Genomic DNA, 22384 nt, shown 5'->3' on the forward strand with positions numbered 1-22384 from the left:
GGGTTCATTGAATTTCTATAGACCACTTTTATATATCTCTTTACCCAAGTGATATTTGATTTTTCGGATTAATTCGCATGAATAGCAAGTCTCCTATTTTTACTGCACAATCTGATGTCGCTCTTCGTATTCACGTAGATCGCGCAGTTCGCCATTACTTTGCACAATTGCAAGGCGAGCAACCCTCTCAGGTGTATGACATGGTGCTGGCAGAAATGGAGAAACCTCTTTTATCTGTTGTTTTAGAATACACTCGCGGCAACCAAACCCGCGCTGCTGAAATTCTAGGCCTTAACCGTGGTACTTTGCGCAAAAAGTTAAAAGCTCACGGTTTAATGAGTGAATAAGTGATAAAATGCTTGCGGTTTCCGCAGGCATTTTTTTTGGCCTGCTATTTAGCTTTTTGATTTAATTCTTGATAACTGTGACGACATCATGACTATTAAACGTGCTTTAATCTCTGTTTCTGACAAAACCGGCATTGTCGAATTTGCACAAGACCTTGCTGCTCTTGGGGTAGAAATTTTATCTACTGGCGGTACTTACAAACTTTTAAAAGACAACAATATCGCTGTAGTTGAAGTTTCAGAGCACACCGGTTTCCCAGAGATGATGGACGGACGTGTAAAAACACTTCACCCGAAAATCCATGGTGGTATCCTCGCTCGTCGTGGTCTAGACGAAGCTGTAATGGCTGAACACAACATCGATGCCATCGATCTGGTTGTGGTGAACCTTTACCCATTTGCTGCAACTGTAGCAAAACCAAACTGTTCACTGGCTGATGCAATTGAAAACATCGACATCGGTGGTCCTACTATGGTTCGTGCAGCTGCGAAAAACCATGCATCTGTAGGTATTGTTGTAAATGCTGCTGACTATGCGACTGTAGTTGCCGAGCTTAAAGCTGAAGGTGCATTGTCTTATGCAACTCGCTTCGACTTAGCGGTGAAAGCATTTGAACACACTGCACAATATGACGGCATGATCGCTTCTTACTTAGGCGCTCGCGTAGGTAAAGAAGAAGGTCAAGCAGACAAATTTGCACGTACTTTCAATACTCAATTGAATAAAGCCCAAGACCTTCGTTACGGTGAAAACCCACATCAAGCTGCTGCTTTCTATGTAGAAGCTAATGCAACAGAAGCTTCTGTTTCAACTTCGAAACAGCTGCAAGGTAAAGAACTTTCTTACAACAACATTGCAGATACAGATGCAGCACTTGAATGTGTGAAATCATTTGCGAAGCCTGCTTGTGTGATTGTAAAACATGCGAACCCGTGTGGCGTTGCAGTATCGCTTGACGGTATTAAAGCTGCTTATGATCTTGCTTATGCAACTGACCCTGAATCTGCATTCGGTGGCATCATTGCATTCAACCGTGAATTAGACGTTGCAACTGCGCAAGCGATTGTTGACCGTCAATTCGTTGAAGTGATCATTGCGCCAAGCGTAGCTGAAGGCGTACTTGAAATCACTGGTGCGAAGAAAAACGTCCGTGTTCTTGTATGTGGTGAATTGCCAGCAATTGATGAGCGTAAAGCACAGCTTGACTACAAACGTGTAAACGGTGGTTTACTGGTTCAAGATCAAGACTTGGGTATGATCACCAAAGATGATCTTAAAGTTGTGACTAAACGTGCACCGACTGAGCAAGAAATCGATGACATGATCTTCGCCTGGAAAGTTGCGAAATATGTAAAATCTAACGCGATTGTTTATGCGAAAAACCGTCAAACCATTGGTGTCGGCGCAGGTCAAATGAGCCGTGTAAACTCTGCTCGTATTGCTGCGATCAAAGCTGAACATGCTGGCTTAGTGGTTGAAGGTGCTGTCATGGCGTCTGATGCATTCTTCCCATTCCGTGATGGTATTGATAATGCTGCTAAAGCAGGTATTAAATGCATTATCCAACCGGGTGGTTCTATGCGTGATGAAGAAACAATTGCTGCTGCTGACGAAGCTGGTATTGCAATGGTCTTCACTGGCATGCGTCACTTCCGTCACTAAGTGATTGGATATTAATGTAATGACAAAGTCATCTACATTTAGACAAATAGATTTCTAATCTTGCATAAAGTCCTCTCCTATTTTTAGGTTGAGGACTTTATGTCATTTTCGATTCATGGAGTATGAACCGATGAATATTTTAGTTTTGGGTAATGGCGGTCGTGAACATGCTTTGGCATGGAAAATCGCGCAAGATGACAAAGTCGCAAAAGTATTTGTAGCACCGGGTAATGCAGGTACTGCAACAGAAAATAAATGCGAAAATGTTGCGTTAAATATTTTAGACAATGCTGCAATTATCGACTTTGCTAAAAACAATGCAGTTGATCTAATTGTCGTTGGTCCTGAAGCACCACTGGTAAATGGTGTAGTCGATGCTTGCCGCGCGGCTGAGCTTAAAATCTGGGGTCCAACTCAATTTGCTGCACAGCTTGAAGGCTCTAAAGCATTCGCCAAGCACTTCTTAAAACGTCACAACATTCCTACTGCTTTCTATGACGTATTTACTGAAGTAGATGCAGCCAAAGCATTTGTTGAGAAAAATGGTGCGCCAATCGTAATCAAGGCCGATGGTCTTGCTGCGGGTAAAGGCGTAATCGTTGCCATGACCAATCAAGAAGCATTTGATGCCATTGATGACATGCTGGCTGGCAACAAATTTGGTGATGCTGGTTCTCGCGTTGTGATCGAAGAGTTCCTTGCAGGTGAAGAAGCATCTTTCATTTGTATGATTGATGGCGACAACATCTTGCCAATGGCAACATCGCAAGATCACAAACGTATCTTTGAAGGTGACCAAGGTCCAAACACTGGTGGTATGGGTGCTTACTCTCCTGCTCCTGTTGTGACTGCTGACGTTTTTGAAAAAGTCATGAAAGAAGTCATGCGTCCAACCGTTGATGGCATGAAAGCTGATGGTCATGTCTATACAGGTTTCTTGTATGCAGGCTTAATGATTGATGAACAAGGTCAACCTAAAGTGATCGAATTCAACTGTCGTTTTGGTGATCCTGAAACCCAGCCTATCATGATGCGTTTAAAATCATCTTTAGTGGATCTGGTTGAAGCAGGTATTGCAGGTAGCTTACCTGCGGACGCTGAATGGGATGAACGTAAGACTGTCGGTATCGTACTGGCATCTAAAGGTTATCCGGAAACTTCAAGCAATGGTGATGTAATTTCAGGCTTAAACACTGAAATGGTAGATACAAAAGTATTCCATGCAGGTACAAAAGCCAATGAAAAAGGTGAAATTGTGACTGCTGGTGGTCGTGTGCTTTGCGTAACTGCACTCGGCAATACCATCGGTGAAGCACAAGCCAAAGCTTTGGAACTTTGCCAAAAAGTGACTTTTGATGGTGTTCAATACCGTAAGGATATTGGTTACCGCGCAATTGCACGCGAAAATGCTTGATTGATTTAATTCAGCAAAAAAACCCGCCTAGTGCGGGTTTTTTTAATGTATATTAATTTTATTCTATAAAATCATTTACTTAAAAATGCTCAGTACTCTATTTACTCAAGGTTCAGAAAAAATACAATATTTAGGTACTTGCTATACACAAGATTGTTTAGAAGCTTTAGGATTTATACTTCAAACACAACAAAATATAGAAAAAGCTATCCTTCTATCAAATAAACAATATCATGCATTCTTAATTATTTCTGAAAGAAATACTTACGTAGTCCGATCAGGATTTACATCCGGTTATATGGGTGAGGGTCCAAAAGGTCTAGCATCTTCGCTTCAACTTCTCCTGAAACATCAAATAGACATTGAAGAAGTTAATATTTCCGAAAAACTAATGAAGAAAGTTAATAAAGCATTAATTTTAGAGTCGGATGTAAAACACATATTAGAAAGTAAATTTGTTCGCCCTTTACGTATTCATGAATATATTTATACAATCTATGAAACATTAGAATATCAACAAATCAATGATCGACATTATCCAATTGAGCTTAGCTATCACCTTATCGACCCTCGTATTTTTGATTTAGCTTTAAAATTTAAGGAAGAGCCTAACAATGCAATTATGACAGCATATGCCAGACTTGAAGACATACTTAGACACAAAACCAAGACAGATTTATTTTCTTCAAATCTGCTCAAGACTGCATTCATTTCTGATAAACATAAATCAATGTACAAGTGGAATGTAGATAATGAAGAGGTATCAAATGCTATAGGACGCTTGTTCACTCACATTTTTACAGCATATAGAAAGGAACGCGCCCACGGAGAAATCAATAAACACTACAAAATGCAAATACGCGAATTTATGCTAATTAATGAACTTTATCTTTTAGAGAATGAATCAATACCAAACAATTAGTATTTTTATCAATATCCATTTTTTAGCTTTGTATTTTCAAAAAATTTATATAGAAACAAAATTCTTTAATTATCGGTTTTACTCATTTCAATAAATTTAATCTATTGTTTTATGAATTAATTTATAAAAACGTCTCACTTTTTTATGCAAAATTAAGCTAAATATCAGATTTATAATCACTATTATGCATAAAAAAAAATTGTTATGATGTATCCAATTTTTAGGAATAAGTCATCATGAAAATTGTTTGATTACAGCAATTTGCTTTTTTCAAACAAAAAACATCTCTCCATGATGCTACCGATATCCAATTGCGTTGATGAATGGGACATTTTAAAGTTATCTGCATCAATCAGTTGATCTGATTCACACTTGATTTAATCTCTCCAATGACATATTCGTAAATTTATCGCCAAATTAAATTTACTAGGACATATACATGAAAAAGCTCCTTGGTCTTGTTTTAGGTCTTTCAGTTGGCTTGTCTGGCTGTGGTAAGCAAGAAGCGCCTGCAAATAATGCAGCTCAAACAAAAGACGCGAATGGTCTGCAAACGGTCACTATGGCGTCTACAGGTTCGGATGCAGAAGTTTGGCGTTATATTGCCACACTTCCGGAAACCAAAACTGCTGGTATTAAGCTTGAAGTGAAAAACTTCACTGACTATGTGTCTATGAACACAGCAGTAGCCAATAAAGAAATTGATGTGAATGCCTTCCAGTCTTATGCCTACCTGGTTGCTTTTAACGAATCCAATAAAGACAAGATTGCTCCGCTTTCTACCACTTACCTGGAACCAATGGGTATTTATTCAAGTAAAGTGAAGAAACTTGATGAATTCAAAACAGGTGCAACGATTGCCATTCCTAACGATGGTGCAAATGAATCACGTGCATTATTGTTACTTCAATCTGCCGGTTTGGTTAAATTAAAAACTAATTTTGACAACGTAAAAGGCACCCCTGCCGATGTTGTTGAAAACAACAAAAAAATTGTGATCAAACCAATTCAGATGGCAACTGCTGTACGTGTAAAAGACGAAGTCGATGCCATTGTTTTGGGTAATACTTTGGCAATGGAAGGTGGCTTAAATGTGCTGAAAGACTCTATTTATTATGAGCCAATCGACCAAAGCACCAAAATGAATGTCAATATTCTTGCTGTTGCAGAAGGTCGTCAAAATGACCCAGTATTGCAAAAAGTAGGTGCACTTTACCACTCTGAAGCCGTGAAAAAATTTGTGCAACAGAAATTTGGCGGTACCAAAGTTGACGTAAATAAACCGATTAGCTATCTCACTGACTCGAAATAGTAATATAATTGGTTTATCTAAACAGGCAAAGTTTCTTTGCCTGTTTTTCTTTTTATAGATAGTTTTTGACCATATGATTGAATTTAAAAATATTTCAAAACATTATCAGCTTAAAGGTCAAACAATTCGTGCCTTGGATCAAATTAATTTACAGATTCCAGATGGCAGTATTTTTGGCATTATTGGCTATAGTGGTGCGGGTAAAAGTACCTTAATCCGCCTGATTAATTTGCTGGAACGACCAAATGATGGTCAAGTCATCATTAATCAAAAAGATTTTACCGCATTGGATGCACGTTCATTACGTCAGGAACGTGCCAACATCGGGATGATCTTTCAGCATTTTAATTTGTTGCAGAGTAAAACTGTCGCAGCCAATATTGAAATGCCAATGAAACTGTTGGGCTGGAGCAAAGCCGAGCGTGAAAAACGTTTAGCGGAATTGCTCGAGTTTATCGATCTTAAGCATAAGAAAGATGCTTATCCGGATGAACTGTCTGGCGGTCAAAAACAGCGTGTCGGTATTGCCCGTGCCCTCGCCAATCATCCTAAAATTTTACTCTGTGATGAAGCGACTTCGGCACTGGATCCGCAAACCACCAAATCTGTTTTAGATTTGCTTAAAAAGATTAATAAAGAACAAGGCATTACCATTGTTATGGTGACCCATGAAATGGATGTGATTGAATCTGTTTGTGATTATGTTGCGGTAATGGAACAGGGTAAAGTGATCGAAACCGGTTCGACGCTGGAAATTTTCAGTCAGCCACAGCATCCAACCACGAAGAATTTTATTCAGACCGTTTTGCAGCAGCAACTTCCTTTTAATATTCTACAAAACCTGGAAAATCAAAATCATAACAGCATTTATAGCCTGCAATTTTTGGGTACATCTGCACAAGAAACCGTAGTACAGGCAGCCATTAAACAGTTTGATATCAGCTTGAATATTCTGTTTGCCAATATGACTGAAATTAACGGTTCAGTGATAGGACAAATGTTTGTCCAGCTGCTAGGTGATCCTGTGGTGATTGAGCAAGCTGTTGCATTTTTCCAGCAAAATGGGGTCAAAGTTGAACAGTCTGGAGTCAGCGCATGAGAGATTTAATTGTTCAATGGCTGACTGAAATCACGGCGCCTTACTGGAAAAGCTCACTTTCGATTGACCAGTTTGTAACCGCGCTGCAAGAAACCTTGCACATGGTGTTCTTTGCCATGCTGTTTGGTTGTATCTGGGGCTTTATCCAGGCCATCATTTTGTTGGTGACCCGTCCGGCAGGTATTTTGCCGAACCGGGTGATTTATCATGGCTTAAACCCAATTGTAAATGCACTGCGTTCCTTACCCTTTATTATCCTGCTGATTGCCTTTATTCCGCTGACTAAATTGCTGGTGGGAACATCGATTGGTACATGGGCGGCAATTGTGCCACTGACCATTTATATTGGTCCGTATATGGGTCGATTGATTGAAACTTCATTGCTTGAAGTGAATGAAGGTATTATCGAATCGGCACAAGCCATGGGTGCTTCGCCCCTGCAAATTATTTTCAAGTTTATTTTGCCTGAAGCACGCAGCTCGCTGATTTTAAACCTGACTACAGCCACTATTAGCCTGATCGGCGCAACGGCGATGGCAGGTGCCGTGGGTGCCGGTGGTATTGGCGACCTGGCCATTTCCTATGGTTACCAGCGTTTTGATACCAGTGTGGTCATTTTGACCGTGATTGTCCTGTTATTGCTGGTGCAATTTGTACAGACCTTTGGTGAATGGCTGTCACGATTAAGATAAAATACCATTATTGAATGCCCTCTCGATTGAGGGCTTTTTTATATTCAGAATTAAGTTTAAGCACCGCTTCACTTCCCATCAATATTAGGAGGACTCAAATTCGTTTAACCTACTGATATGATTTTAATCACCTATTCATCACACTTAAAAAGTCAATTTTGAACTTGAATTAGCTAAATAATAATCCATGACTTTTCTTGGAGCGTGCTAAACTATCCAGTGGTTTTTGCAGGGACTCATTTATGCACTTTGTTCATCTTGGTATACATACAGAATTTTCCATTACAGAATCTATCGTACGTATATCTGATCTAATTAAAGCTGCTGCAAATGATGAAATGCCAGCACTGGCCATTACCGACTTGTCCAATCTGCATGCTGCGGTAAAATTCTATAAAAAATGTCTGGATAAAGGCATTAAACCTATTTTAGGTTCAGAAATCCGCCTGAATGATGCTGAACATCGTGTGACATTATTGTCCATGACCAATAAAGGCTGGCGCAGTCTGACCGAACTGGTTTCTCAAGGTTTTATTTCAGGTCAGCAACTCGATATTCCTTGTGTGCAAAAAGACTGGATTTTAGATCAGCATCAAGATCTGATTGTGCTATTGGGCATGCAATCTGATGTCGGCAAAATGCTGATCACATCAAATCCAGATAAAGCTGAACCCCTCCTTCAAGAATGGATTGAAAAATTCGGCAATCGGGTTTATTTGGCTTTGACTCGTACCAACCGCCCTGATGAAGATGCCTTTATTGAAGAAGCTGTCAAACTTGCAAAAAAATACAATATAGGCGTGGTCGCCCATAACGACGTACACTTTATTACACGTGATGATTTTGAAGCGCATGAAGCCCGGGTCTGTATTGCCGATGGTTATGTATTGGGTGATAACCGCCGTCCTAAAACCTATAGCCCTGAACAGTACTTTAAAACTGCTGTAGAAATGACGGAACTATTTTCAGATATTCCAACAGCCATTGAAAATACCTACCACATTGCCAAGCGTTGTAATGTGACTTTACGCTTAGGTTTTAATGACTTGCCAGACTACCCGATTCCGGAAGGTCACACCATTGATACCTACTTTGCACATTTATCCGAACAAGGTCTGGAAGAACGACTTAACTTCCTGTATCCACCTGAAAAACGCGGTAAAGACTGGCCAGAAATTCGCAAACCCTATGATGAGCGTTTAGCCTTCGAAGTGAAGATTATTCTGGATATGGGTTTCCCTGGTTACTTCCTGATCGTAATGGACTTTATTCAATGGTCCAAAGGTAACGGTGTACCTGTCGGTCCGGGTCGTGGTTCAGGTGCCGGTTCACTGGTGGCGTATAGCTTAAAGATTACCGATCTGGATCCACTGCGTTACGACCTGCTGTTCGAACGTTTCTTGAACCCGGAACGTGTGTCGATGCCCGACTTTGACGTCGATTTCTGTATTGCCGGCCGTGACCGCGTAATTGACTATGTGGCACGTACTTATGGCCGGGATGCGGTATCGCAGATTGCCACTTTCGGGACCATGGCGGCCAAAGGTGCAATTCGGGACGTGGCACGTGTTTTAGGTAAATCCTATGGTCTAGCGGACCGTATTTCCAAAATGATTCCAACCAAGCCCTTAGGTTTGAGTCTGGAAGAATCGCTGGAAGCTGAGCCACAGCTCAAGGATATTGTCACCAATCCGTCCAACCCGGATAATGACGATGCCGCTGAAATCTGGGAAATGGCACTCAAACTTGAAGGCATTACCCGGAATACTGGTAAACATGCCGGTGGTGTGGTCATTGCACCGACCAAGCTGACCGACTACTCAGCCGTGATGTGTGATGCTGACGGGACTAACCGTGTTGCCCAGTTCGATAAGGACGATGTCGAAGCAGCCGGTCTGGTCAAATTCGACTTCCTGGGTCTACGTAACTTAACCGTAATTGAAGATGCGATTAAGCATATCAATGCGCGTCCAGATGTCACAGAGCCGGTCAATATTTCCTATATTCCACTGGACGATAAACCAGCCTACGAAATCTTTGCCAACGCCAATACCACTGCGGTATTCCAGTTTGAATCCGTGGGCATGAAAAAGATGCTGAAAGAGGCACGCCCAAGTAAGTTTGAAGAAATTATTGCCTTCGTGTCCCTGTACCGTCCGGGTCCAATGGATCTGATTCCTGACTTTATTCACCGTATGCATGGTGGTGAGTTTGAATACCTGCATCCATTACTGGAAAAAGTTCTGGAACCGACCTACGGGATTATGGTGTATCAGGAACAGGTGATGCAGGCTGCACAGTTCTGTGCCGGTTACAGTCTGGGCGGTGCGGATTTGCTGCGCCGTGCCATGGGTAAGAAAAAACCTGAGGAAATGGTCAAACAGCGCCAGATCTTTATTAAAGGTGCTGCTGAAAAAGATATTGATGAAGCGACCGCCAACCATATCTTCGACTATATGGAAAAATTTGCCGGTTATGGTTTCAACAAATCGCATGCTGCCGCCTATGCCCTGGTTGCTTATCAAACCGCATGGCTAAAAGCGCATTATCCTGCAGAGTTTATGTCTGCGGTAATGACCTCGGAAATGCAGAACACCGACAACATCGTGTTCCTGATTGATGACTGCCGTATCAATGGTTTAGAGGTTCTTCCCCCATCTATCAATATGTCCTTATATAACTTCCATGCCAGCAGTCCGAATACCATTGTCTATGGTTTAGGTGCAATTAAAGGCGTGGGTGAAGCTGCAATGCAGTCGGTGATTGATTCACGCATACAGGATGGTCCTTATAAAGATTTGTTTGATTTCTGCCACCGAGTCGATCTGAAAAAAATCAATAAACGCACCCTTGAAGCACTCATCCGTGCAGGTGCGATGGACTGTTTGGGCATTGAACGTGCTGACCTCATGGCGCAACTTCCTGAAGCGGTTCAAGCCGCAGAACAGGCACGCTCTAATCGTGAAACCGGCATGATGGACCTGTTTGGTGAAGTTGAGGAAGTTCAGCGCAAACCAGCCAAACCGGTCAAACCGTGGTCAGATGAAGTCCGCCTCAAAGGTGAAAAAGACACCTTGGGACTGTACTTGACCGGACATCCGATTGATGTGTATCGTCCAGAACTTAAATCCTTTATTCCTGCACGTATTAATGAGCTCACCCCTACACGCCGTGGTGTGACTACCGTATTTGCCGGTCTGGTGGTCGATGTCGCCAACTTCCCGAACCGTATGATGGTCACTCTGGATGATGGCACTGCACGTATAGAAGTCTCGGCTAATCATGAACGCTTCCAGCGTTTTAAAGACATTATTCAAAATGAAAAAGTGGTGGTGATTGAAGGCGAAATTTATGAACGTGAAGGTTTTGACCGTCCTATGGGACGCCTGACCAAAGCTTTTAGCCTGAATGAAATCCGTCAGAAACGTGCCAACAGTATTCAAATCAAGCTGAATGCGGAACACCTCAACCCTTCACTCAGTCAGGATTTACGCAAAATCTTAACCCCGTTCTGTAATGTCGATATGTGCAATCATATCCCGATGCAATTACACATTGATTATTCCTATGCCTCTGCTGATATCAACCTGGGCCTGAATTGGAAGGTGGCTCCACTGGATGAGTTACTGACGAAATTACGTGACTATTTTGGTAAAGACGTAATTCATATTGAATATCAGGTCAAATCCAAGGCGGCCAAAGCTGTGAGTTACGAGCAGGCCATGCCTGCGAATGTCCCGCCGCCTCCAGCCAATGTGAGCATGGATGAAGCGATGGATATGTATCAGGCTGAAGCCACTCAATATTCTTAATTTTTAAATATTTAAATTCAAATCGGACACCTTATGAGTCAAGTTGACAATGCTGTGGTTTCCGCACATCTCTCTCATGTGCGTATTGTCATGGTCAATACTACCTTGCCTGCCAATATCGGCAGCGCCTTACGTGCCATGAAAACCATGGGCCTATCCAAACTAGTACTGGTAGAGCCTAAAATCTATCCGCATCCTGATATTGATGCACTGGCCGCAGGCGCAACCGATCTGATTGAACAGATTGAAATTGTGCCGACCTTGCAAGAAGCGATTAAAGATTGCCATCTGGTTTTTGGAACCAGTGCCCGTAGCCGCACTATTCCCTGGCCTTTACTCGATGCCCGCCCTGCTGCAGAAAAATCATTGCAAGCTGTGGTACAGAACAAACAGGAAATTGCGATTGTATTTGGTCGTGAAGATCGCGGCTTGACCAATGAAGAATTGGCGATGGCCAATTATCATGTGACCATTCCTGTAAATAGCGATTATGGCGTACTGAATGTCGCTCAGGCCATTCAGGTCATTTGCTATGAAATGCGTATGGCTGCCATGGCATTGACTGAACAAAAGAAAGATCCTGAAGCTACCATGCATGTCACCGATGAAATTGACATGCAGTGGGATGAACCATTGGTCACACATGAACAGATGGAACAGTTTTATCCGCATATTGAAAAAATGCTGGCTGAAATTGAATTTATGGACCCGAAAAACCCACGATTATTGCCTTTACGCTTGCGTCGTTTATTTGGACGTATACAATTAGATCGTATGGAATATCATTTACTGCGTGGCATCTTTAGCCGTGTACAGGCATTGAACAATGGTACATGGAAAAAATCTACAGACAAAACAACCGATTCTTCAGAGGATCAATCCAATGCTTAAACAGCTCAAAGAAGACATCCAAGCTGTATTCGCGCGCGATCCTGCAGCACGAAACACTTTAGAAGTTCTCACTACCTATCCCGGCATTCATGCACTGATCATGCACCGTATTGCCCATGAACTTTGGCAAAAAGAGTGTAAAGGCTCTGCCCGCCTGCTGTCTTCTTTTAGCCGTTTTGCCACCGGCATTGAAATCCATCCGGGTGCCAAAATCGGTCGCCGTTTCTTTATCGATCATGGCATGGGTGTAGTAATTGGTGAAACGGCTGAAATTGGAGATGATGTCACGCTCTATCACGGCGTCACTTTGGGCGGTACCACCTGGAACAAGGGCAAACGTCATCCTACGCTGGAAGATGGCGTGGTGGTTGGTGCTGGTGCCAAAATTCTGGGCCCTTTTACCGTGGGTAAAAATGCCAAAGTCGGTTCCAATGCCGTGGTAACCAAGGCTGTTCCACCGAATACCACTGCTGTAGGAAACCCGGCGCGCTTTATTACAAAAGATAAGCCTAAAGACGCAGAAGAAGCCCGCCGTCGTGATTATGCAGAAAGTATTGGCTTTCAGCCTTATGCAGCCACACAGGACCAGTCTGACCCGATTCTGGATGGCATGCGCGTACTGCTGGACCGGATTCAGCTTAATGAAAAACGTATGAATACCCTATGTCAGCGTTTATCAGTGATTGATCCTTCATTTAAAAAGCAGCAGCAGAATGAACAACCTTTTAGTGCAGAAGAATTAAAAATTATGGAGGACGTTCGCCGTGAATGCGAAGCGCAAAGCAGTCAGTCCAAAGCCTGAACAGCTGTCCTGAATATTAACAAGCCCTGACTTGTATGTTCCTGAAAGTTTTTTTAGACTGAGGAACATACCTACTAATTAATTTTAAAATTAAATGAACGGATGACCCCTATGACCCTTAAGCCTTTGGCATGTACATTGATTGCTGTTTCTTTACTCTCAGCCTGTAGCTCGACACCAACAAAAGATAAAAATTCCAATGCACCGATCGTTTTCACTGAACCTGAATTGACTGCGCCATTCTATGCGCTAAATCCATTTAACTATGATGCCCCACCTCCATTTGAAATTGCCTTACAAAAAGCTGCTGCACAGCCGGTAACCAAAATGGAAGTCACACTGCCGGGTGATCCAAAGAAAAAAGTGATGCTTGATGTCAATAAGCTGATTATTCCTACCGTGAACAGCAAGCAACGTAATGTAAAATATGCGGTTGTGGCGGGTGACAATGAAGTAGATATCACCGAAATTGATGACTTCTTGCAGCTGGTAGAAGGCAAAGCACGCCATTATCCGCCTCGTTTTACTGAACGTCAGGAACGTAAAGGCTTTGAAGCCAAACTGAAACAAGTGACTCAACAGCTCGATACCCTGGCATCCAAAGACAATGCCTCTTTTGATGTGTTGATTCGTGCATTTAAAGCCAGTGTTATGGCACGTAACCTGGACCTGGGTTCAGTCTATACCACCAAGTCTTTAACTTATGCACAGCGCATTTTGAAAATTAATAAAGAAGATGCCGAGGCAAACTTCTGGTTCGGTTTTGGCTTATCTGAAGGTGGTGGTCAACGTGAAGCCATTCCTTATTTAGACAAGGCCATGAAGGCAGGTGTGCAGGAAGCCTATTTATCCGCGGCAAACAATTACATTGCCATGGAACAAAAGAAAAATGCGATTCAGGTCTTGAAAAATTACAAAGTGAAATATCCGCAAGAAGCTGAAGTTGCTGACCGCTTAATTGCCGAAATTGAAAAGCAAGGTCGCTGGAATGTATGGCAAGTACTTAATCCGGCTAAAACGTCTTAATTTTTACTTTGTCCATTCACCTTTCAGATAGACCGTTCAAAACGGTCTATTTTTATATGTACGAATTGAAAATTAGAAGAATCATCGTATGATGAACAAAACTCAAATAAATACTGAACGTAGACATACTTTATGCCAAAACAAATATATCAGCTTTTATTTGCCTCACTGCTGAGTAGTTATCTGCTTACAGGTTGTCAAATTGTCAGCGTCAAAAGCCAAGGCATTAATGTCACCATTGCCAATGAACGTGAAAGTATCCTTACCCGAAATAAATTGAGTGAAGCCAGTTTAAATGTGCTGTCCATGACCGGTCGTGAAGCTAAAATCTGTTCCGACCAACCCGACCAGTGTATTCAGGAACTGCAACAGATTCCGCAAATTCAGGACGAACAGCTGCTCTCTACCTCCAGCGAAATTTACCTGGCCAAAGCATTGGAATTTGAAAATTCTTCTGACTGTAAAACCAGTACTTTAGCCAGTACCCGATCCGAAGAAAAACAGAAACAGCAACAAGAAACCTATGATCAATGTCTGGATCAGCAACTGTATATGCTGGATAAAAGTATCCGCTACAGCTATGCCTACATGTTTAAGACCAAACGACAGCCCAAAGACCGCATTTTTGACAACCGGCAGGTGCAAATACGTGACTTTTATAATTTAGCACTGGCTAAACTGGTAACTGCTTATGCCTTGCGTCATAAACCTACTGTAGTTGAGCCACAGGTCAAGGTGGGTAAAAGTATTTATCAGATCAACTTTGATTACTATCCACAGCTCAAAAATCAGAAAATCGAGCAGCTGCTTTCCAGTTACAACCTGAATTTTTCAGGCTTACGTTCCATTAACCGTCGCGATGGTTTTGGCTCAGAATTTGTCCTGGTTCTACCGCAGGTCAAGGATGGTATTAGCGAAGGGAAAAATAAATATATTATTAACCCAATAAATTTCAGTTACAAAAACGGGGTCAATCCCAATATTCATCAGGCCCGCTATTTAGCGGCAACCCTGACTGCCCAGCCTAAAGCGGCCAGCAGTGTAGAAGACATTTTAAACAATGCAGAATTTGAAATAAAAGCCTTTGATCCGTACAAATATGATCAGGTCAATATGGCCGGAAAGACCTATCCGCTGGCTGGAAACTTTTCTACGCCTTATGGCTTATGGCTTGCACAAAACAATCTCGGCCGGGCAGCCTATTTAACCCTTATTGACCGTGATGATCATCTCACCATGCCGCATTTATATATGCTGGAACCTTATAATCCGAATAAAAAAGTGATTGTCTTAATCCACGGTCTGGCCAGTAGTCCCGAAGCTTGGATTCGTCTGACGAACGATATTATGGGGGACACAGTACTACGGGAAAATTTTCAGGTCTGGCAGGTATTTTATTCAACTAATATGCCGATTATGGAAAGCCGTTTTCAGATTTATGCCCTATTGACTCAGGCCTTTGCCCAGGTCGATGCCAATGCCCCTGCCAAAAAAGATGCGGTACTGGTCGGACATAGTATGGGGGGCATTATTGCCCGGCTTTTGGTCAGTGATGCAGACTTAACCCAAAAAGCCTTATCCATGATGAATAATCGTCAGTTAAACAAGTTTCAGAAATTACCGATTATTTCGCAGCGCCTGGTGATCAAGGACATTCCTAATTTTTCTCGGGCGATTTTTCTGGCCACCCCGCATCGGGGAACCGATTATGCCGATCGCTGGTTTACCAAGGCAGCACGTAAAATCATCCGTATTCCCGGAGCTTTCCTCTCTGCGATTAGCGATAGCATACAAACTCAGGATCTGGATTTGAAAGAGCTGTTACAGCAGATTGATCATGGCCTGATTCAAAATGGACCGAGTGATTTAAGTTATCAGTCCAAGTTTATTGAACTGACCAAAGACATTAACCCGCGTAAAGGATTGGTCTTTCATTCCATTATTGGCAATATCACCAACAGTAATGATATCCATGTGATCACTGATGACATAGTGCCCTATAAGAGTGCCCATCTGGAGGGTGCTATTTCGGAAAAAATTATTAAAGGCGGTCATTCCATTCAGGAAACACCAGAAGCTGTTTTAGAATTGCGTCGTATCTTGCGTCTACATTTAACCAGACTTGGTTTGCATCAGCCCTAATGTCCGCTTGAGTTCTCCAGTTTCGTATCAACCCGCAGCGTCATTTTCATTGCCGGTACAATCAGCACTGCGATAAAACCCGTCAAACTGTTCTCCTAATTTTTATTCATTTACTGCAAAGCATTTTTCGCAATTCATGCAAATTTGATAAGATGTCTGAGCAAATGAAATAGCGTTTTTCCATAGCTCGGGTTGGCTTGAAAATAAGAATAAGAACAAAGCCAGAGTCTAGGATTTAACGCATATCGTTTCATGCATAAATTTGAAATTGGTGAGACAGCCAAATTTTAACGATGAGATGTATTTAAATATTTAAGGATTTTACCTCAATGAGTTACCCGGAAATCATGGCTGATCTTTCCACTTTAACGCCGATGATGCAGCAGTACATGAGCGTCAAAATGCAGCACCCGCACTCCCTGATGTTTTATCGCATGGGTGACTTTTATGAACTGTTTTTTGACGATGCCCATAAAGCCGCCAAATTACTGGGGATTACCTTAACCCACCGCGGTAAGGCCAATGGCGAACCGATTCCCATGGCAGGTGTTCCCTATCATGCCGCTGAAGGCTATTTGGCCCGTCTGGTCAAAAAAGGCGAAACCGTGGTCATTTGCGAACAGCTGGGTGAGGGCGAGAGCGCAGGCTCTCGCGGAAAGGCACCTATGGAGCGTGGTGTGGTGCGTATCATCACTCCGGGCACCCTGACCGATGATGCGCTATTGAACAGTCATCAGTCTTCCAATCTGGTTGCACTCTGCTTACATCAGGGGCAAATTGGTATTGCATTGCTGGATTTAAGTGCCGGTATTTTCAAGGTACAACAACAAGAGTTTCATCACGAACAACTGGCAATTGAACTTTCCCGCTTAATGCCAAGTGAAATTGTGGTAGATGAAGATATTGTCGATCCCAATATTATCGAGCAGATCAAAAAACAACTCGACTGCCCTGTGACCCGTCGTCCGAATGTCGATTTCAACCTGAATAATGCACAAAAAACCTTATGTGACCAGTTCGCGGTATCTACCCTGTCCGGCTTCGGAATTGACCATTTACCGCTGGCCAAAGCGGCGGCAGCGGCACTGATCCATTATGCCAAAGAAACCCAGAAAACTGCTTTACCGCATATCCGCTCGATTCAGCTAGAACAAAGCAGTGATTTTATTGCGCTAGATCCGGTCACGCGTCGCAATCTGGAACTGGTTGAACCTCTATTTGAACATGGTACATCCCTGTTCCAGCTGATCAATGACTGCCAGACTGCCATGGGTGGCCGACTGCTCAGCCGTACACTGATGCAACCTTTACGCGACACCAAAATACTGGATGCCCGTTTGGATGCCATTGCTGCTATGTTAAGCGGTTATCATGAAACACCGATTCGTCTGGTCCTGAAAGAAATTAGCGATATTGAACGTGTATTGAGCCGTGTCGCTTTAGGCAGGGCACGTCCGCGTGATCTGGTACAACTACGTCAGGCCTGTGCGCAAATTCCTTTTTTACGCCATGCCCTACAGCCAATGACGCAGACTAAGCAATCCGTTCTGATTCAGCAAATGACAGATGAGCTGGGTGATTTTAATGGCCTGCATCAACGCCTGATGTCTGCGATTGTCGAAAATCCACCAGTATTACTCCGTGATGGCAATGTCATTGCAGAAGGCTTTGACAATGAACTGGATGAGCTGCGTAAAATCCGTGATCATGCAGGACAATTTCTGATTGATCTGGAAACTCAAGAGCGTGCTAACACCGGTATTTCAACCCTGAAAATTGGCTATAACCGTGTCAGTGGCTACTATATTGAACTGACCCGCGCTCAAGCCGAGCAAGCACCGGATCATTATATCCGTCGCCAGACCTTGAAAAATGCTGAGCGTTATATCACGCCGGAACTAAAATCTTTTGAAGATAAAGTCCTGTCGAGCGAATCACGTGCCCTCGCGCGTGAAAAAATGCTGTTTGAAATGCTGCTGGATGAATTACGTCAAGACATTGGCAATTTACAAATGATGAGCAGCGCTATTGCCCAGATTGACATGCTGGCCAATTTTGCCCATCAGGCGCGTTTACGCAACTGGTCCCGTCCAGAATTCAGCCCTGAAATTGGGGTTAAAATTGTTGCAGGCCGGCATCCTGTGGTGGAAGCCTTAAGCAAAACTGCTTTTACCCCGAACGATACCACATTGGACTTCAACCACCGTATGGCCATTGTGACCGGTCCGAATATGGGCGGTAAATCCACCTTTATGCGTCAAACCGCACTGATCAGTTTACTGGCCTATTGCGGTTCCTATGTGCCTGCAAAGTCCGCAGTATTAGGCCCGATTGATCGCGTGTTTACCCGTATTGGTTCAGCAGATGACTTATCGACCGGTAAATCGACTTTTATGGTGGAGATGACCGAAACTTCGCAAATTCTGCATCATGCCACCAACCAGTCTTTGGTACTGATGGATGAAGTCGGACGCGGAACCAGTACCTATGATGGTTTGTCTCTAGCCTGGGCTTGTGTGATTGACCTGAGCAAACGGATTAAGTGCCTGTGCCTGTTTGCGACTCATTATTTCGAATTGACCGAACTGGGCAAGGAATCAGGAATTGATAACTATCATGTCACAGCCAAGGAGCTGAACGGTAATTTAATCCTGCTACACAAGGTTCAGCACGGCCCTGCCAGTCAAAGCCATGGCTTACAGGTGGCAAAACTGGCCGGTATTCCTGCCAGCGTGATCAAAGAAGCACAAAATCGGTTAAAGATTCTGGAAAAACAGCAACATCAACAGGTCAATAAGGTAGTACAAAATGACTTGTTTAGTGCGATCGATGAACCGGCTGTAGAAATTATTGAACGTGTAGTGGAAATTGAAAAAGATAGCCCTGCACTAAGTTTGTTAAGATCGCTGGATGTAGACAATCTTTCTCCACGTGAAGCTTTGCAACAGATTTATGCTTTAAAAGATGCCCTGGAAAGCTAATTTAAATCTGTGCCAGAAAAAGACTTCTAAATAGAAGTCTTTTTCATTTACTACATATATTTAATGAAATATTCAATTTTTACTAAAATTAACAGCCTTATATATAATAAATATCAATAAAAGCAATTGTTACTTAGCAGCATTTTTGCCTAAAATACAGCAAGAGTAACTAGAACCATATTTTTTAGGTAGCTGTCGCCATGACCTTTGTTGTCACTGAAAATTGTATTAAATGTAAATACCAAGACTGCGTAGAAGTTTGTCCGGTAGATTGTTTCTACGAAGGTCCAAATTTCCTCGTGATTAATCCAGATGAATGTATTGACTGCGCATTATGCGAACCTGAATGCCCGGCAAATGCTATTTTCTCGGAAGATGAGTTGCCTGAAGGTCAGGAAGTCTTTATTGAGCTGAATGCCGATCTTTCACAAAAATGGCCAAACATCACTCAAATTGGTGACCAGCCTGCCGATCGTGAAGAATGGAACGGTAAAGCCGACAAGTTACAATACTTGGAAAAATAAGACTGTTTCTGAGCCTGAAAAAGATCAGCATAGGCTGATCTTTTTTTATACTTAAAAAAACATTTGATTGCAATATTTTCAAATTTTATCCTTCAAATTAGATTAAAATAGCATGTATTTATAAATATCTGATTTCTATAATGAAGCATGTTTTAAAGGGCTTACTGGGCTTGAGCTTGGTCCCACTTGTCATGATTGGATGTAGCACATCTCCTCAGAAACAAGGGCAAATGCCCCATGGAAAACGGATCTTCATTCCTCAAGAACGCATTAGCCTTGAACGCCCAATTCCACCTAAAACAGTACCTTATGTTTATAATTCATGGATTGCCATCGGTGATAATTTACATCGTGTCCGTGAATATGAAAATTTTCTGGAACGTAATGGTGTCGGCAATATTATCCCAAGTTTCGAATTGTTGCGTTCTGCCCGTGACTGGCAAAAATGCGGCCGTCCACAATATATGATTCCTAACCGTGAATTGTGGAACAATCAAATTGCAACTTTACGTGTCTTTAAATACCTGGTTGCTGCCAAAGTGCTTACTGACTTTGAAGTGACCTCTGTTTACCGGGATTTGTCACTTAACCAGTGTGCCGGTGGCGCAAATTCATCACGCCACTTATTTAATTCGGCGATCGATTTCCGTATTGGGCCTGAAGTGCCCCAAGCAGAAGATTATGCATTTATTGAAAATAGCAAATTTAAATTATGTCAATTCTGGGTGCAGTACGGACAAAGCCTGAATATGGGACTTGGGCTATATGCTTCTGGTCAAATCCATATTGATACTCAAGGTTACCGCACCTGGGGTCCAGACCACTCACGCCACAGCTCGATGTGTAATTTTTAAAATCGTGTATTGCGGTAAAAAAGAGATCCTGCTGATCTCTTTTTTATTGCCCTATTTTCAATAAATCAAAACGATAAATTGCACTCTGAATGGAAAAGTTTAAAATGCATGCATCGCAACACAGGTGACCAGACTATGCAACAAATGTGGACAGAGATTGATGCTTACATCGATTCACATTTAATTCCAGAAGACCCCATTCTGCTACAGACATTAAAAAATACTGAAGATAAAGGTTTTCCAGATCACCTCGCAGTCGCACCCAATCAGGGCATGCTGCTGCAAATGCTGATTCAGATGAACAAGTGCAAACGTGTACTGGAACTGGGTACCTTTGCTGCCTACAGTACAATGTGGTTGGCTCGTGCGCTACCAGAAGATGGCTACATTCTGACCATTGAGGGTCGTGATACTCATGCAGCTTTGGGTCAGGAAAATATTGATCATGCCAAACTTCCGCAGACCATTGAGCTTAAGGTAGGGCGTGCAGCAGATGTATTAAAGGCATTGCCTGCAGATTTTGAACCATTTGACTTTGTGTTTATTGATGCCGACAAACAGAGTTATCCAGAGTATCTAGAACTCAGCTTAAACTTGTCCCATTCAGGGACTATTATTGTGCTGGATAACGTGATTCGTGCTGGCGAGATCATTAATCCTGCAAACCACAAACCTAGTATTGAAGGTATTCGCGATATGTTTGTCGCCTTGCAAGACCATCCTCGAATTTTGTCCTGTACTGCATTACAAACAGTTGGTAGCAAAGGACATGATGGCTTTGCACTTGCCATAGTGAAATAATATGACACAAAGGTTAAAAAACAATCTTTTTATTTTTTTTGTTTTTTATTAATAACTTACAGATACTGTCCATATAGTTATCCACAACTTATGCGGATAACTATGGGCAATTATTAATCAAACCTGTTAGATATTGACTCAGTTATTTCACCACCAGTAAGGGTACGGTTGAGTTTCGGAATATACTTGTTGCCACACTTCCCAAAAAGAATTGGCGAATCTTGCTGTGACTAAATGCACCCAGCAATATCAGTTGTATGCCATGTTCACTTTGGTATTCCAGTATATTTTCCGAAACATCGCCATAACGGTATTCAGTCACCACATCCATCCCGGCATCACGTAAATACTGCGAAGGTTCATTCAGTATTTCCGGATGATCACCTACATATAACAGATGGCACTGTAAGAGTCTTAATAAATCACTTTGTGCGACACGTTTCATCAGATTAACGCAGGTTGGTGAATATTCATAGGCAAAAATGAATCGTGTGGGTGGTTTAAACTGTTCCCCGACGGTCATTACGGTACATTTTGCACCACGAATAAAATTTTCTACATTACTGCCTATTGGTTTGTTGCGTTCCGCAGAATGCTCTCCGACCCGGCCAATAATGGCGATGTCATCTTCTTTAAGCACATGAAAACTTTGTTCTAGGAAATCGCCTTTTTCTTGCAGATGCGAGGTGCTAATCTCATACTTCTGCTGAATCATGTCAGAAATATGGGTTAAAAGATTATTGCTGTAATCCAGTGCCAGTTCACTTTGTTTTTGTTCAAGTTCTGCCAGTTCTTTCAGTAACATTGCATTACTTTCAAACCCGATCACCCCACTAATTTCCCCCAAATGATAACTAGCCGGGTAATAATCTAAAACCTGTAATAGTACCAATTCACGTTGTGTCTGCTTTGCAACCCATGCCGCAGCTTCAGCCACTGCATTTACACATGGAGAAGAATCAATACAAGCGATTACACGTTTCATTTTCGCCTCGCTTTTCGCCCATACAGGCTTTAAGTCTAATTGTTATTTTAACTTAGCATAACTCTTCACCGCTGTGCAGGCTTTTATGTAATTAAACTTACTCCCTAATTCATCTTC

Annotated in this window: 17 protein-coding genes; 16 read left to right on the plus strand and 1 reads right to left on the minus strand. The window is 42.4% G+C overall.

Annotated elements, in window-relative coordinates; all coding sequences use genetic code 11:
• The first annotated feature begins 77 nt into the window (after positions 1–77).
• The 16 genes from fis (at position 78) to FTT83_RS05570 (ending at position 21282) form a co-directional block, all read left to right on the plus strand.
• A complete protein-coding gene (fis, locus tag FTT83_RS05495) occupies positions 78–347 on the plus strand; it encodes a DNA-binding transcriptional regulator Fis (RefSeq protein WP_001086304.1) in 270 nt (89 codons plus the stop codon).
• Between the two features lie 88 nt (positions 348–435).
• The gene (purH, locus tag FTT83_RS05500) at positions 436–2010 is read left to right on the plus strand and encodes a bifunctional phosphoribosylaminoimidazolecarboxamide formyltransferase/IMP cyclohydrolase (protein ID WP_180043643.1); all 1575 of its coding nucleotides are present in this window, start codon (positions 436–438) and stop codon (positions 2008–2010) included.
• A 130-nt stretch (positions 2011–2140) separates the two neighbouring features.
• On the plus strand, positions 2141–3424 hold the full coding sequence (gene purD / locus FTT83_RS05505) for a phosphoribosylamine--glycine ligase (RefSeq protein WP_180043645.1): 1284 nt from the start codon (positions 2141–2143) through the stop codon (positions 3422–3424).
• Between the two features lie 85 nt (positions 3425–3509).
• Complete coding sequence (locus FTT83_RS05510; protein WP_180043647.1) at positions 3510–4346, plus strand: TIGR02391 family protein; 837 nt, start codon at positions 3510–3512, stop codon at positions 4344–4346.
• 439 nt (positions 4347–4785) lie between these two features.
• Complete coding sequence (locus FTT83_RS05515; protein WP_086195120.1) at positions 4786–5658, plus strand: MetQ/NlpA family ABC transporter substrate-binding protein; 873 nt, start codon at positions 4786–4788, stop codon at positions 5656–5658.
• A gap of 73 nt (positions 5659–5731) precedes the next feature.
• Positions 5732–6757, plus strand: a complete 1026-nt coding sequence (locus tag FTT83_RS05520) for a methionine ABC transporter ATP-binding protein (RefSeq protein WP_180043649.1) — start codon at positions 5732–5734, stop codon at positions 6755–6757.
• On the plus strand, positions 6754–7449 hold the full coding sequence (locus FTT83_RS05525) for a methionine ABC transporter permease (protein ID WP_086195118.1): 696 nt from the start codon (positions 6754–6756) through the stop codon (positions 7447–7449). Before FTT83_RS05520 ends, FTT83_RS05525 begins: the two co-directional genes overlap by 4 nt.
• 242 nt (positions 7450–7691) lie before the next feature.
• On the plus strand, positions 7692–11261 hold the full coding sequence (gene dnaE / locus FTT83_RS05530) for a DNA polymerase III subunit alpha (RefSeq protein WP_180176333.1): 3570 nt from the start codon (positions 7692–7694) through the stop codon (positions 11259–11261).
• Positions 11262–11294: 33 nt separating this feature from the next.
• Complete coding sequence (locus tag FTT83_RS05535; protein ID WP_180176334.1) at positions 11295–12152, plus strand: RNA methyltransferase; 858 nt, start codon at positions 11295–11297, stop codon at positions 12150–12152.
• The gene (gene cysE, locus FTT83_RS05540) at positions 12145–12954 is read left to right on the plus strand and encodes a serine O-acetyltransferase (protein ID WP_086195115.1); all 810 of its coding nucleotides are present in this window, start codon (positions 12145–12147) and stop codon (positions 12952–12954) included. Before FTT83_RS05535 ends, cysE begins: the two co-directional genes overlap by 8 nt.
• 111 nt (positions 12955–13065) lie before the next feature.
• Entirely contained in the window at positions 13066–13980 is a 915-nt protein-coding gene (locus FTT83_RS05545; protein ID WP_166168139.1) for an ABUW_2363 family tetratricopeptide repeat lipoprotein, read from the plus strand.
• A 132-nt stretch (positions 13981–14112) separates the two neighbouring features.
• Positions 14113–16122: an alpha/beta fold hydrolase gene (locus FTT83_RS05550; RefSeq protein WP_180043653.1), complete on the plus strand. Its 2010-nt coding sequence runs from the start codon at positions 14113–14115 to the stop codon at positions 16120–16122.
• A gap of 329 nt (positions 16123–16451) precedes the next feature.
• Entirely contained in the window at positions 16452–19103 is a 2652-nt protein-coding gene (gene mutS, locus FTT83_RS05555) for a DNA mismatch repair protein MutS (protein WP_180176335.1), read from the plus strand.
• A gap of 200 nt (positions 19104–19303) precedes the next feature.
• A complete protein-coding gene (gene fdxA / locus FTT83_RS05560; RefSeq protein ID WP_004279936.1) occupies positions 19304–19627 on the plus strand; it encodes a ferredoxin FdxA in 324 nt (107 codons plus the stop codon).
• A 140-nt stretch (positions 19628–19767) separates the two neighbouring features.
• Positions 19768–20481 (plus strand): D-Ala-D-Ala carboxypeptidase family metallohydrolase, encoded by a 714-nt coding sequence (locus FTT83_RS05565; protein ID WP_086195110.1) that lies wholly within the window; start codon positions 19768–19770, stop codon positions 20479–20481.
• Between the two features lie 135 nt (positions 20482–20616).
• Positions 20617–21282 (plus strand): O-methyltransferase, encoded by a 666-nt coding sequence (locus FTT83_RS05570; RefSeq protein WP_180043665.1) that lies wholly within the window; start codon positions 20617–20619, stop codon positions 21280–21282.
• Between the two features lie 142 nt (positions 21283–21424).
• Here the strand turns inward: FTT83_RS05570 and FTT83_RS05575 are convergent, their stop codons facing one another.
• Entirely contained in the window at positions 21425–22267 is an 843-nt protein-coding gene (locus FTT83_RS05575) for a universal stress protein (protein WP_180176336.1), read from the minus strand.
• Positions 22268–22384 lie beyond the last annotated feature (117 nt).

It is taken from the genome of Acinetobacter sp. YH01018, assembly GCF_013420295.1.
Taxonomy (GTDB): domain Bacteria; phylum Pseudomonadota; class Gammaproteobacteria; order Pseudomonadales; family Moraxellaceae; genus Acinetobacter.